We start from the raw sequence: 15,248 nt of genomic DNA, 5'->3' as shown, positions 1-15,248 counted from the left end.
AATACTCATCGTTTTCCTTTTTCATAAGGCGTTCCTAATGCTTTCGGAGCTTCAGATCGGCCTACAAAACCAACGAGTGCTAATATTGTAAATACATACGGTAATATCGTTAAGAATACACTTGGAATTTCTTTTAATATAGGAATTGTACCACCTGTTATCCCAAGTGATTGAGCAAATCCGAAGAACAGCGCTGCTCCAAGAGCACCAAGTGGATTCCATTTACCAAAGATCATAGCTGCTAATGCTAAGAAACCTTGTCCAGTAATTGTAGCACCTGAGAAGTTACCAGAAATCGACATTGCGAAGACCGCACCACCCACTCCTGCAAACATTCCAGATATACAAACTGCAATATAACGCATTTTATATACATTAATCCCCATCGTATCTGCTGCCATTGGATGTTCACCAACAGCACGAAGACGAAGACCGAACGGTGTTTTATAAATAATGTACCAAACAACAAATGCTAAAATAATGGCAATATACGATGTTAACGGTACATTTGAGAAAAAGATTTTCCCGATTACCGGAATATCCGAAAGTCCTGGAACATCGATTTTTTCAATTCGGTATTGAATAAAATCAGTCTGTCCTTTACCAAAGATTTTCTTAATCGCAAATACTGTTAAACCGAGAGCCAAAAAGTTAATCGCTACCCCGCTTACTACTTGATCCGCGCGGAATGTAATGGACGCTACTGCGTGAAGAAGTGCAAATAACCCACTACCAATAGCTGCAAATAATAGTGCAATCCAAGGAGTCATTGCTCCCCACGTATCACCCATTAATAACGTTGTAACGATACCAGTAAATGCACCAAATAACATTAAACCTTCTAATGCTATATTTACAACCCCAGAACGTTCACTGAACACTCCACCTAACGCCGTAAAAATAAGTGGCGCTGCCGTATATAACGTACCAGTCACAAGAATGGCTAAAATATCTATAAAGCTCATTTATTTCCCCTCCTTGCTCATGCGTGTAAGTGCCCAGCGTAAAACATAACTGCAAGCAACAAAGAAAATAATACATGCGATAATAACATTAATTAACTCAGAAGGTACATCTGCTTCAAAATTCATTTGCGGGGCTGCACTTTTCAAACCACCGAACAGTAAAGCCGATAATAATATACCAAACGGATTATTTCCTCCAAGAAGAGCTACCGCAATCCCATCGAATCCAATACCAGTAAACGATGTCATTGCCGTCATACTTTGGAATGTTCCTAGACCTTCCATTGCCCCACCAATTCCAGCAAAAGCGCCAGCAATTGTCATTGATAATACAACATTACGAGAGACTTTCATCCCTGCATATTGCGATGCATTTTGGTTAAAACCAACCGATTTTAACTCATATCCTAACGTAGTTCTATCTAATACGAACCACATTACAATAGCAATTAAAATAGCTACAACAATTCCCCAGTGCAAACGAGATCCATCTGTCAATGAAGATAGCCAATCAGAAGCTAATGAAGCACTCACTTGTACATCATAAGATTTCTCATTACCTTCATGTATAAAACGTTTAATAAGATCATACGTAACATAAAGTGCAATGTAGTTCATCATAATTGTGACAATTACTTCATTTACTTTAAGCTTTCCTTTTAAATATCCAGGTATAAATCCCCATAAACCACCGGCAATCGCGGCTACTAAAATAGATAACGGAATATGCAAAAATGCTGGTAACGATACTGCATATCCAAACCAGACAGCGGCAAGCCATCCAACTAATAATTGTCCTTCTACCCCAATGTTAAAGAGACCTGTACGAAACGCAAATGCAACAGACAGACCAGCTAACACGAGTGGAATCATCGTACGTAGCGTCTCACCGATAGCCTGCGGATTTCCAACCATTCCTTCCCAAAGCGCTGCATACCCAACAATTGGATCATATCCACTAACTAACATTACAATGGCACCAACAAGTAAACCAAAAATAACGGATAATACAGGAACTAAAATGTTAATTGTTCGCTCCGTTAAAAATTTTTTAGCCATTTGTATTCACCTTCTCTTTCTCCGTTCCGCCAGCCATCAACAAACCAAGCTGTTGTTCATTTGTTTCTTTCGCATCGACAATTGCTACAATTTTCCCTTCATATATAACAGCAACTCGATCACTTACATTTAAAATTTCATCCAGTTCTAACGATAGAAGTAATACCGCTTTCCCGTTATCTCTCTGCTCGATTAACTTCTTATGAATAAATTCAATCGCACCTACATCTAAACCACGTGTTGGCTGTGCTGCAATTAATAAATCTGGATTACGATCTACTTCACGTGCAATGATAGCTTTCTGCTGATTTCCACCTGATAGAGCACGCGCTAATGTTTGTTCACTAGGTGTACGTACATCAAACTGTTCAATAAGCGCCTTTGCTTTCTCTGTGATTTTGCTAAAGTTTAAAATCCCCTTCTTTGAAAATGGATTTTTATAGTATGTTTGCAAAACTATATTGTCTTTAACAGAAAAATCAAGAACTAGCCCGTGTTTATGACGGTCTTCTGGAATATGACCAATTCCTTCCTCTGTAATTCTTCGAACAGGCCAATTCGTTATTTCTTTTCCTTTAATTGCAATAGAACCTGACTCAACTTTTCGTAAACCAGTAATCGCCTCTATTAATTCACTTTGACCATTTCCATCAATCCCTGCAATACCAACGATTTCTCCTGCACGAACAGTTAAGTCAAGGCCTTTTACAGCAGGTAATTGGCGTGCATCATGAACGACAAGATTCGCAACAGACAGAACCTCATCTTTCGGTTTGGCCCCTATTTTTTCTGTTTTAAAATTCACTTGACGTCCGACCATTAATTCTGCAAGTTTATGTTCATCCATTTCCGCAACGTCAACTGTACCAATTCCTTTACCTTTACGAATAATTGTGCAACGATCGCAAACTTCCATAATTTCTTTTAATTTATGTGTAATAAGAATGATAGATTTCCCTTCTTGCACAAGCTTTTTCATAATTTGAATCAACTCATGAATTTCTTGAGGAGTTAACACTGCAGTCGGTTCATCGAATATTAAAATCTCCGCACCACGATAAAGCGTCTTTAATATTTCAACCCTTTGCTGCATCCCAACCGAAATATCTTCAATCTTTGCATTTGGATCAACAGCTAAACCGTACTGTTCAGATAATTGTTTAATTTCTTTTGCAGCCTCTTCAACAGCTATTTTCCCTTTTCTCTTCGGCTCATTTCCAAGAATGATATTCTCTGTAACTGTAAAATTATGAACAAGCATAAAGTGCTGATGGACCATCCCAATTCCAAGGTCATTTGCTATATTCGGATTTGTAATTTTCACAGGGTTTCCTTTAATTTTAATTTCGCCCTGTTCTGGTTGATACAAACCGAACAGTACATTCATCAGCGTTGATTTCCCTGCACCATTTTCTCCAAGTAAAGCATGTATTTCTCCCTGTTTTACTTGCAGCGTAATATCATCATTCGCCACAATGCCTGGGAATACTTTTGTAATATTGTTCATCTCAATTACGTATTCCATTTTGTTCCTCCTTCTAGCAGGGAACACTCCCCAATTACACTCTATTAAAAGTATTTTTATATATACAAAGGTTAGTTCCAAGAACTAACCTTTGCTATTGCTCTATCATTATTTCTTTAGAGCAGCTTCGTATGCTTTATATTCATCATCAGTCGCAGGTACTTTAATTTCACCAGCAGTGATTTTCTTCTCAAACTCTTCTACTTTTGTTAAAATTTCTGGGTTTACTTTTTTCACATTGTCAGTTGTTTTCGCAATGCCGACACCTTCATCCTTTAAGCCAAACTCTTCTACTTTACCGCCTTTTAACTTACCATCTTTCGCTTCTTGTGCCACTTTTGCAACTGCAATATCAACACGTTTTACCATTGAAGTTAAAGTTACGTTTTCAGGCATACCTTCTTGGTTTTGATCACGGTCAACACCGATTACCCAAACGTTTTCACCTTTTTTCTTGCGGTTTTTCGCTTCTGTGAATACACCGTTACCAGTTGCACCTGAAGCGTGATAAATTACGTCAACACCTTGACCGTACATTGCCGAAGCTAATACAGATCCTTTTTCTGGCTTATCAAACGCATCAGCATATTGTGATACAATTTCGATATTTGGATTTACTGCTTTTGCACCAGCTTTAAAACCTGATTCGAATTTTGTAATTAATGGACTCTTCACACCACCAACGAAACCAACTTTATTTGATTTTGTTGTCATTGCTGCTACAGCCCCAACTAGGAATGAACCTTCATGGTCTTTAAATGTAATACTTGTTACATTCGGCTTCTTTACAACTGTATCTACAATCGCAAATTGTTCTTTCGGGTACTGTTCAGAGACCTTTTCGATTGATTTTTCCATTAAGTATCCAATACCAAATGTTGTGTTATAATTATCTTTCGCAAATTTCGTTAAATTTGGAATGTAATCAGCATCTTTACTTGATTGAAGGTAACGATATCCTTCATTTTTCTTTAAATCGTTGTCTTTACCAAATTTCGTTAAACCTTCCCAAGCTGATTGGTTAAATGATTTGTCATCAACGCCCCCAACATCAGTAACCATACCAACTTTGAACTCTTTTTTGTCGCTACTCTCTTTATCCGAGTTACCACATGCACCTAACACCGCACTTGCTGCTAACGTTAACGATAATAAAAGACCTGTTTTTTTCTTCATACTAGAAACCCCTCCTGAAATGATTTGTCTATTGATTCATACGCTGCTGTCCCTACTTCTTGCTGTCACCTCCCTAAAAAGGAACTTACCTACATACGTTTTCTTAATACGTGGAAGCTAAACTTGTCAGCTCTAAAGTAATTAATAGAATATAAGATTGGCTCATCATTTTGGTCATAGTGCATTTGTTTTAAAACTAGCAATGCTGTCTCAGGTTCACATTCTAAAATCGGTGAAATTTTCGGATGATAACCTATTGGCTCAATGTGAGCAACTGCGTATGTGATTCGCTTGTGCGTATTATTATGTATTACTGTAAGCAGCGATTCCTCATTGTATCCCGATAAATCTGGTAATATCTCTTTTGCCAGTTTATCAATGCAATATACAACTGGTTCCCCATCCGCTGTACGAACACGCTCGATCATTACTGCACTAAAGCCATCTTCACAATTGAATTTCTCTTTTTCTTCTTCTGTTAAAGTTGTTGTAGATGATGATAAAAAGATTGTTTCCGGTGTTTTCCCCACACTAGAAATCATATCTGTAATACTGGAAAGCTGCTCTATTCCAGAAGAAAATAACGGTTTCGCATTTACAAATGTCCCTACACCATGTCTACGAATGACAACATTTTCTTCTTCTAAAATGCGTAGTGCTTCCCTTAAAGTTGCCCTACTTACACCAAGTTCTTTCGCTAGATCAAACTCTGAAGGTAACTTTTGTTTTTCTTTGTAAGCCCCATCTTTAATTTTTCCTTTGATGTGATCAATCACCCGCAAATATAGGTGACGACTATCGGATTTTACTGACATAAGACTCCCCCGCATTTCAATTATTCGACCTCTGATGTAAGACTTCTTTTCTCTTTTTTCAACTTACAACATAGTATAAATTACTAAATACTAAAAATAAGCGTAATTATCGAATAAATATTAATAATTTTTCAAGATGAAATTTTCACACTTTATTCCATAAAAAAAACTTTGTACCATAAACATTTCTCATATAGAGAAAAAGTTCGGCACAAAGATTCCTTACATCCTTTGTTACACACTTTTCCCCTCATAGTCTAGCAATTCATGGTTGCCAGGTAGAAACTTATGGACCTTATCTCCAAGATTATATGAGGCAGTGATTCTTTTCGAAGTAATCTTACCACTTGCTCCCATATGTGTCAACAGAATTCAACATTTTTCTACATTAAATATCGAACGTTTTGAAAATCAAAACGATAAGCATTCGTATTCTAAAGGACCCTTAAAGATGTAAGCCCTTTCTTCGTTGATGACTATAGTATATAACAAAAACAGCATATAAAAAAGCCTAATTGTAAAAACAATTAGGCTTTTTTTAAGAACTTTTTTCTTGCACATCTTTAATGAGTACTCCCCTTGGTTTACTACCTTCATAAGGACCTACTACACCATTCATTTCCATGGCATCAATTAAACGAGCTGCTCGCGTATATCCTACTCTAAATCTACGTTGTAACATAGAAACAGATGCTGTTTGCATTTCTACTACAAGCTGAACCGCTTCATCGTATAGTTCATCTTCTACTTCCTGCTTTGTTTCAGGAACATCTTGTGGAATCATATCCTCTTGATATTGCGCTTTTTGCTGTGCAATAACAGATTCTACGACTCTCTCAACTTCATCATCTGATAAAAACGCCCCTTGTACACGAACAGGTTTCGATGCACCAATTGGTATGAATAACATATCTCCACGACCTAGCAACTTTTCTGCACCACCACCGTCAAGAATCGTTCGAGAATCTATTTGGGAAGATACAGCAAATGCAATACGCGATGGAATATTCGCTTTAATAACACCTGTGATAACATCAACTGACGGGCGCTGAGTCGCAATAATTAAATGAATACCAGCAGCACGTGCCATTTGCGCTAAACGCATAATCGCATCTTCTACATCCGAAGAAGCAACCATCATTAAATCAGCTAACTCGTCCACAATTACTACAATATATGGTAATTCAGGTTGTTTCGCTTCCGATTGGCTATTATGTTCTTTAATATAATCATTATATCCTTCAATGTTACGCGTACCGCTATGCGCGAATAATTCATAACGACGCTCCATTTCACTCACAACTTTCTTCAAAGCCTGTGATGCTTTTTTCGGATCAGTTACGACTGGTGTTAATAAGTGCGGAACACCGTTATATACATTTAACTCTACCATTTTCGGATCAATCATCATTAATTTTACTTCATGCGGTTTTGCACGCATTAAAATACTTACAATAATTCCATTAATACATACACTCTTTCCACTACCAGTCGCACCAGCTACTAATAAATGGGGCATTTTATTTAAACGTGCCAATACAGCCTCTCCTGTAACATCACGTCCAAGACCGATTAATAACTTCTCTTCTGGGTGGTTATTCGCCTTTGAATCAAGAACTTCTCTCAGCGTTACCATAGAAACTTCTGAATTCGGAACCTCAATCCCTACAGCTGATTTCCCGGGAATAGGTGCTTCAATACGAATGTCTTTCGCTGCTAAAGCAAGCGCTAAATCATCACTTAAACTAACAATTTTACTTACCTTTACTCCCATATCAGGATACACTTCATATTTCGTAACTGCAGGACCTCTATGTACTTTTGTTACTTTCGCTTTCACACCAAAACTTTGGAATGTACGTTCCAATTTACGAGCATTTTCATAAATTTCCGCATTTTCATTTGTAACTTGCTTATTTTGGGGAAACTTTAATATATCAAGCGAAGGAAGCTTATAATCTTTATTTTCCACATTAGAAAATTGCATAGGAGGTGCTTTCGTTTCACCTTCTAGCGATTCAACGATTTTTTCTCCTCGTTTCTTGTGAGGTTGTTCTTCTGGCGCAGGTGGAACTGCCTCTTCAATAAACGGAGGAGTGATTAAATCATTTTCTTCTATCTGCTTTTCCGTCTCTTCACGTACTGGATAATTCTCAGTAAAATTCGAAATAATTGGTGGACCAATTTCTATTTCTTCTACTGGCTCAATAGCTTCTTCTTGTTCAGCAACACGTTCACGCCTCTTGCTTCTTGTTGTTTTTTTCTTTTCAGTTTGCTCGGCGACCCTTTGAGATTTCCAATCTTTATAATCCCCTTGCATTACTTGAAACTGACTTTTAAGAATTCTCCCTATCGGAGCAAGTACTTCTCCAATATGTTTATTTGTTATACAAAGTATTCCAAGAATAACTAAAATAATTCCAATGATATATGCCCCTACTTCGTCAAATAAGAAGTAGCACGTTGCGAACATCAGTGCACCGAACATACCACCACCTAAATGAACACTATCCGGGCCCTTTTTCATTTCAAGGAAGAAGTAATCTTTTGTACTAACAATTACAGAAGTATTTTGTACAGCTCCATCTTTCGTAAGCAGGTTAAATAATGTAATATGACTAAACATTAATATTGCTAGTACAATTAAATAAACACCTATTAGCCGTTTATTTAAAAGGTTGGGCCATCCCCGCTTTATTACAAACGCAACAGATAAAGCTATTACACCTAACACACCAATTATGTACCACTCACCAAAGAAGAAGCGAAAAAATAACACAAACGATTTTCCTACAACACCTAGCTGTAAAATCGTAATAATCGAAAGTGCAAAAAGAGTCAACCCGACGATTTCATAATACAAAGTTGGCTTTATCGTACGTCTTGCCTTAGCCTTCGTCCCTCTTTGCTTTTGTTTTGCCATTTCTTCACCTCGTGTTCTAAAAATTAAGTACAACTTTCTTATAAAAAAGCTCTACTTACATGTCTTTCTCTCTATTTTTCAGGTCTTTATATCTTCTATTTTTACACTTCTTGTAAAATGTTAAATAAACAGAAGAAAGCAGCCTACTCATGGCTGCTCAACCGTCTTGTTTTTTATATTATACCATAGCTCCTAAACAAAATCCTTCTTTTTGCTAAAAGGTAATTTTCTGTCCAGGCTCAAACTCTAGGTAGTGAGACGGATTCGTACTTAATACACGTACAATAGAGTAACATTGATTATCCTCCTCAGAAACCACTAATTCCACGCCATTTATATTCACAACTTTTTGGCTTTCGCATTGTGAATAATCGGCCGGATACACAAGTTGCTCTGGCATAATTGTATATAAAATCATTGTAGCATTGTCCCTTCTGTACTATTATCCTTGCGTTCATCAATTAATTCGTTTAATTTTCGAAGTGCGCTACCAATACCACCGACACCATCTATAAGACCATATTTCACTGCATCTCCACCTATTACATTCGTCCCAATATCTCGCGTCAAATTCCCTTTTGCAAACATAAGCTCTTTAAAACGATCTTCCGTTACTTTCGAATGCTTTGTCACAAATCGAATGACTCTTTCTTGCATTTTATCCAAATACTCAAATGTTTGTGGCACACCTATAACAAGACCTGTTAAACGAATCGGATGAATTGTCATCGTCGCTGTTTCGGCAATAAATGAATAATCAGTTGAGACCGCAATCGGTACACCGATTGAATGCCCTCCTCCTAAAACAAGAGATACAGTTGGTTTTGAAAGCGAAGCCACCATTTCAGAAATCGCTAATCCAGCTTCAACGTCACCCCCAACTGTATTTAATATTAACAGTAAGCCTTCAATTTTTGGATTTTGTTCAATCGCGACAATTTGCGGAATGATGTGTTCATATTTTGTTGTTTTATTTTGTGGTGGCAACTGAATATGACCTTCCACCTGCCCAACAATTGTTAAGCAATGAATACGCGATTCATTCATTTGTGGTACATTTGTCTGTCCAAGTTGCTGAATTTTCTCCACTATAGAAGCCTCTTTTGGAACTTCTTTCGGCTCAGCTTCTTTTTCTTCATTTGTATAACGATCACGTTCTGTCATATCGCATCCCCTTTCACTCGTATATAACTATTATTTCTTAAGTTATGAATTTCATTCGATAGGGTTAAAAAAGAAAAAGATCACCTGTAAAGGTGACCTTCTTTATACTTCCATAATAATCGGTAAAATCATTGGCTTTCTCTTCGTTTCTTCGTACAAGAACTGCCCTAATAATTCACGAATATTTTGTTTCAACATAGACCATTCAATTGTGTATTCTTTAATTGATTGTTCAACAATCATACGTACAATATCTGTGGATCGTTCGATTAATGCTTCTGATTCACGAACATATACAAAGCCGCGTGAAATAATTTCTGGACCAGAGATTATTTTCTTTTCATCCTTACCAAGTGTTACAACAACAACTAAAATTCCATCTTGAGATAACATCTTTCTATCTCGAAGAACGATGTTACCGACGTCACCTACACCTAATCCATCAATTAAAACATTACCAGCTTGCACTTTACCAGCTAATTTTGCTTCATCGTCACCAAAAGCAATTACATCGCCTTTTTCTACGATAAAGATATTTTCTCTCTTAATACCTACATCTTCCGCTAAATACGCATGTGCTTTTTGCATACGGAACTCACCATGTACGGGTACAAAATACTTCGGCTTCATTAAATTTATCATCAGCTTTAATTCTTCTTGGCTACCATGACCTGAAACGTGAACTTTTCTTTCACCGTAATAAATAACCTCAGCACCAGATCTAAATAACAAGTCAATAATTTTTGATACAGATATTTCATTCCCTGGAATTGGAGAAGCTGCAATAATAACAGTATCACCTTTACGAATTGAAATTTGTTTATGAGCTTGCTTCGCCATTCTAGAAAGGGCTGCCATCGGTTCCCCTTGACTACCAGTCGTTAAGATAGCTACCTTTTTTTCCGGGAAATTGTCTATTTCTTGTAATGAAATAACCATACCTTCTGGAACATCTAAATAACCAAGACGTCTTGCAATATCTACCACTTTCACCATGCTACGTCCTACTACCGCTACTTTCCTTCCAGTTTCAGCAGCTGCATCAAACACTTGTTGAATACGATGTACATTGGAGGCAAATGAAGCAACAATAATACGCCCTTCTGAACTATAGAATACTTTAGAAATCTCTATACCAACTTCTTTTTCCGAACCTGTATAACCAGGACGTTCAGCGTTTGTACTATCAGATAACAAGCAAAGTACGCCTTCATTTCCAATTTGCGCCATTTTCCCAAGATCTGCTCCACTATTTCCGATTGGAGTTTGATCAAATTTAAAGTCTCCTGTATATACTACAGCACCTTTTGATGTATGGAAACAAACACCCACAGAATCCGGAATACTATGTGTCGTTCCGAAGAATGACACATTTGTTGAATTAAACTCTACTGTTGAATTCGAGTCAATTGTTTTTAAGTCTACACGGCCTAACATTCCTGCTTCGCCAAGCTTTTCTTGTATAAGTCCTACCGTTAATTTCGTCGCATATACTGGAATAGATAATTTACGAAGCACATAAACAATTCCACCAATATGATCTTCATGACCATGGGTAATAAATAGTCCTTTTACTCGCTCTTGATTTTCTACTAAATATGTAATGTCAGGAATAACAATATCAATCCCAAACATTTCATCTCCCGGGAACATCAATCCGGCATCTACAATAAAGATTTCAGAATCAATTTCAACACAGTACATGTTTTTTCCGATTTCACCTACTCCGCCAAGAGCAAATACTTTAACAGACTCATTCTCTTTTCTCTTCATGTTGTTGCCTGGTTTAAAAATCTTGCAAACACTGATTTCACTAAAATTGCAGAGACACCAGGGGAAACTCTACAACCACCATATATTCACCGTCCAAGACGAATGTCCTTACCGTTATGCGATATCATGTCCTTGTTAATTTTTTAAACCAGGTTTCACCTCTCTTTCATTATATAAATCAAATATCTTATTCGATATGATATGAAAATTTCATTAAATCGTAATTTTTACCAATTTTGCTAAGCATACCCGTACTAAGCTACTTAGCCATATTATAACTGATACAAGAAATAGAACACAAGTTAAATTATGCGAAAGACAAGAGAAGACACTAAAATGAGATTATAATTTAAGAGGGCAAAATTCATATCAGTTTTACTATTTTCCCTACGTAATAAGAGTTTGATGGAAAAATATTCATGTAAATTCTTTACATAAACATGAAACGATATTCACTAAAAAAATCTTATCTCTGTAATCAGTTTCTTACTAATTCTCCCCCCCTGCCATCCCCTTCTTATTACAGCCTATTAACTATAGCTAATTTTCATCACTTACATATAGTTAGTCAAAATAAAAATGACCTAGTTTCACACTAGGTCATTTTTATTAACGAGGAATAGATTGCATTACGGATTGTAACGTTATTCTTTCTTCTTCCGTTAATGGAAGAAGTGGCAAACGTACAGAACCTACATCTAATCCCACCATTTGTAATGCTGTTTTTACTGGTGTTGGGCTCGGCGCCATAAATAGTGCATCCGTTACTTTTACTAGTAATTGATGTAATTTCTGCGCTTTTTTGAACTCTCCAGCTTGGAATGCAGCAATCATTTCTTGCATTTCATTCCCGATAACATGAGATGCTACAGAAACAATACCTTTTGCTCCAATTGCCATAGCTGGTAATGTTAAACCATCATCACCGCTGTATACTGCAAAGTCGTCCGCTGTTTTTTCAATGATTTCTGTCATTGTTAATACATCGCCGCCTGCATCTTTAATCGCAACAATGTTTTCTATTTCTGATAAACGAACAACTGTATCAACGGAGATTTGTACAATAGATCGTCCTGGAACATTATATAGCATTACCGGAAGCGGAGTGCTTTCAGCGATTGTTTTAAAGTGCTGGTACATCCCTTCTTGACTCGGTTTATTATAATACGGTGCCACTAGCATAACTGCATCAACACCAACTTCAGTTGCCTTTTTTGTTAAATCAACAGAAGCATGCGTATTATTGCTACCTGTTCCAGCGATGACGGGCACCCTTTTATCGACAACAGATACGACATGGCGATATAACGCTACTTTTTCTTCTGATGTTAATGTAGGAGATTCTCCAGTCGTCCCTCCTACCACGATTGCTGTTGTACCGTTATCAATTAAATAATTTACCAATTTCGTTGTCTTTGCAAAATCGATATTACCATTTTTATCAAAAGGTGTTACCATCGCGGTTGCAATTGTCCCAAAATCTATCATGATCTCACTCCTTATTGTTCCAGTTGCTTTTCTTTTGAAAGCTCAAATGCACTATGTAATGCATTCACAGCCTCCACTAAATCGGCTTCTTTTACAAGAACCCAAATTGTCGTATGACTATCTGCTGATTGCAGAATTTGAATACCTTTTTCCGCTAAAGCTGTGACGATTTTTGCTGTAACCCCTGGAATACCTGCCATTCCAGCACCAACGATAGAAACCTTCGCACAATGCTCTGTCACAACTGGATCATATCCAAGTTGCTTTAAAACCTCAACTGCACGCGCTGATACACTATCCTTTACTGTGTAAGCTACACCGGTAGGAGAAATGTTAATTAAGTCCACACTAATCCCTTCATTAGCCATTTCTTTAAACACGTGTTGTTGTAAATCATATGCAGTTTCTTTTGCAAGCACTTTAATTTGCGTTACGTTTGACACATGGGCAATCCCTGTAACAGGACGTTCTTCTACATCCTGCCCTTTTGTAGCACCATCATATGCCGCAATAAGCGTACCTTCACTATCAGAATACGTAGAACGTACACGAAGTGGTACTTTTGCATGCATTGCAATTTCAACCGCACGCGGATGAACAACTTTCGCACCCTGATAAGCCATGTTACAAATCTCGTTATATGTTACAGTTTGAAGATGACGTGCATCTTTTACGATACGAGGATCCGCAGTCATAACACCTTCAACATCTGTGAAGATATCGATATATTCAGCATGAAGCGCAACACCTAATGCTGAAGCTGAGGTATCACTACCTCCGCGTCCAAGTGTTGTCGTATCTCCATTTTTCGTTTGACCTTGGAATCCAGTCACGACGATAACATCTACATTTTGTAACTCTTCATGTATACGATCGCAATTCATTTCAATAATCTTAGCATTCGTAAAGTCATTATTCGTTACAAAACCAGCTTGTGCACCATTTAATGCTGCTGCTTTTATACCATTCTCATTCAACATGTTAGAGAAAACAATTGCTGAGATTAATTCTCCGCATGATAATAATAAATCTTGCTCACGTTTAGAAATATTAGATTCCTCTTGATTTACAAGACTTAATAACGTATCAGTTGCATACGGTTCACCTTTACGGCCCATTGCTGATACAACAGTAACTACTTTATAACCAGCAGCTAACGATTTTTTTATATGGTGAAGCGCATGCTTGCGCCCATTGTCATCACGTACTGATGTACCACCAAATTTTTGAACAATAATTTTCATATTTTGCACCTTCTCTTAGCCGTTTACACTAATTGTAATTTTACTAAGCGCTCTGCAATTTGAACAGAATTCCATGCAGCGCCTTTTAATAAGTTATCAGATACGACCCAAAGATGGAATCCTTTATCATTATTTAAATCTTTACGGATTCTTCCAACGAATACTTCATTTTTACCTACTGCAGTAGCTGGCATTGGATATAACTGCTCTGCTGGATTATCTTGCAGTACAATACCTTCTGCATTTGCAAGTAAGTTTTTCATTTCTTCTACTGTTACGCCTTCTTTATCTACTTCAATGTACACAGACTCGGAATGACCCGATACAACTGGTAAACGTACACATGTCGCAGCTACTTCTAATTCAGGCATATGCATAATTTTTTTCGTTTCATTAATCATTTTCATTTCTTCGAATGTAAATCCATTATCTTGGAATTTATCAATCTGTGGAATAGCATTAAAAGCGATTTGGAAATGCTTTTCGTCACCTGATACAGGTAAAACATTCGCCTTTACTTCTTCGCCATTTAAGATTGCTTGTGATTGTTCATGAAGTTCTTCAATAGCTGCCGCACCAGCACCTGATACAGCTTGATATGTGGAAACGATTACTCGTTTTAAACCATATTGCTGGCGAACTGGCTCAAGAGCTACTACCATTTGAATTGTAGAACAGTTTGGATTTGCAATAATACCATTATGTTCTTTTAAATCATTTTCATTTACTTCAGGTACAACAAGTGGCACGTTTTCTGTCATACGGAATGCACTTGTATTATCAACAACAATTGCACCGCGCTTTGCTGCTTCTGGCGCTAATTGTTTCGATACAGATCCACCTGCACTAAATAGCGCAATATCTACTCCTTCAAAACTTTCAGGAGTTGCCTCTTGAACTGTAAATTCTTCGCCTTTAAATACAAGTTTCTTACCTGCAGATCGTTTAGATGAAAGTAACGTTAACTTCCCAATTGGAAATTCTCGTTTCTCTAAAGTATTTAACATTTGTTCACCAACTGCGCCGGTTGCTCCAACTACAGCGACATGAAAAGTTTTTTGCTTTTCCATCACTATGCCCCTTTCTAGATACCAATCCTTCTATAACTTAGAATTA

At 37.2% G+C, this 15,248-nt stretch carries 12 protein-coding genes and 1 riboswitch; all 12 genes read right to left on the bottom strand.

What is annotated here, in order from left to right:
* Window positions 1–5: 5 nt before the first annotated feature.
* The 12 genes from JFT89_RS29320 to asd all read right to left on the bottom strand — a co-directional run bounded on the left by JFT89_RS29320 (window position 6) and on the right by asd (window position 15,202).
* The gene (locus JFT89_RS29320) at window positions 6–965 is read right to left on the bottom strand and encodes an ABC transporter permease (RefSeq protein WP_002066758.1); all 960 of its coding nucleotides are present in this window, start codon (window positions 963–965) and stop codon (window positions 6–8) included.
* Window positions 966–2,024 (bottom strand): ABC transporter permease, encoded by a 1,059-nt coding sequence (locus tag JFT89_RS29315; RefSeq protein ID WP_201040954.1) that lies wholly within the window; start codon window positions 2,022–2,024, stop codon window positions 966–968.
* Window positions 2,017–3,549 (bottom strand): ABC transporter ATP-binding protein, encoded by a 1,533-nt coding sequence (locus JFT89_RS29310; RefSeq protein WP_016096233.1) that lies wholly within the window; start codon window positions 3,547–3,549, stop codon window positions 2,017–2,019. The genes JFT89_RS29315 and JFT89_RS29310 overlap by 8 nt, the downstream gene beginning before the upstream one ends.
* Window positions 3,550–3,657: 108 nt before the next feature.
* On the bottom strand, window positions 3,658–4,725 hold the full coding sequence (locus JFT89_RS29305; protein WP_016096232.1) for a BMP family lipoprotein: 1,068 nt from the start codon (window positions 4,723–4,725) through the stop codon (window positions 3,658–3,660).
* A gap of 89 nt (window positions 4,726–4,814) precedes the next feature.
* Window positions 4,815–5,540, bottom strand: a complete 726-nt coding sequence (locus JFT89_RS29300) for a GntR family transcriptional regulator (RefSeq protein WP_002146119.1) — start codon at window positions 5,538–5,540, stop codon at window positions 4,815–4,817.
* Window positions 5,541–5,773: 233 nt separating this feature from the next.
* A riboswitch (purine riboswitch) is annotated at window positions 5,774–5,875 on the bottom strand.
* A gap of 203 nt (window positions 5,876–6,078) precedes the next feature.
* A complete protein-coding gene (locus tag JFT89_RS29290) occupies window positions 6,079–8,463 on the bottom strand; it encodes a DNA translocase FtsK (protein ID WP_002066809.1) in 2,385 nt (794 codons plus the stop codon).
* Between the two features lie 214 nt (window positions 8,464–8,677).
* The gene (locus JFT89_RS29285; protein ID WP_002088064.1) at window positions 8,678–8,881 is read right to left on the bottom strand and encodes a YlzJ-like family protein; all 204 of its coding nucleotides are present in this window, start codon (window positions 8,879–8,881) and stop codon (window positions 8,678–8,680) included.
* Window positions 8,878–9,627 (bottom strand): translocation-enhancing protein TepA, encoded by a 750-nt coding sequence (gene tepA / locus JFT89_RS29280; protein ID WP_002014582.1) that lies wholly within the window; start codon window positions 9,625–9,627, stop codon window positions 8,878–8,880. Before tepA ends, JFT89_RS29285 begins: the two co-directional genes overlap by 4 nt.
* Before the next feature lie 102 nt (window positions 9,628–9,729).
* A complete protein-coding gene (locus JFT89_RS29275) occupies window positions 9,730–11,400 on the bottom strand; it encodes a ribonuclease J (protein WP_016092178.1) in 1,671 nt (556 codons plus the stop codon).
* 609 nt (window positions 11,401–12,009) lie between these two features.
* The gene (gene dapA / locus JFT89_RS29270; RefSeq protein WP_002014579.1) at window positions 12,010–12,888 is read right to left on the bottom strand and encodes a 4-hydroxy-tetrahydrodipicolinate synthase; all 879 of its coding nucleotides are present in this window, start codon (window positions 12,886–12,888) and stop codon (window positions 12,010–12,012) included.
* An 11-nt stretch (window positions 12,889–12,899) separates the two neighbouring features.
* Window positions 12,900–14,132: an aspartate kinase gene (dapG, locus tag JFT89_RS29265; protein ID WP_002137918.1), complete on the bottom strand. Its 1,233-nt coding sequence runs from the start codon at window positions 14,130–14,132 to the stop codon at window positions 12,900–12,902.
* A gap of 23 nt (window positions 14,133–14,155) precedes the next feature.
* Entirely contained in the window at window positions 14,156–15,202 is a 1,047-nt protein-coding gene (gene asd, locus JFT89_RS29260; RefSeq protein ID WP_002014577.1) for an aspartate-semialdehyde dehydrogenase, read from the bottom strand.
* Window positions 15,203–15,248: the final 46 nt, after the last annotated feature.

This window comes from Bacillus sp. TH25, assembly GCF_016650935.1.
GTDB lineage: Bacteria > Bacillota > Bacilli > Bacillales > Bacillaceae_G > Bacillus_A > Bacillus_A mycoides.
The sequence above is the reverse complement of the archived record's forward strand: the minus strand, read 5'-3'. Positions and strand labels throughout refer to the sequence as shown.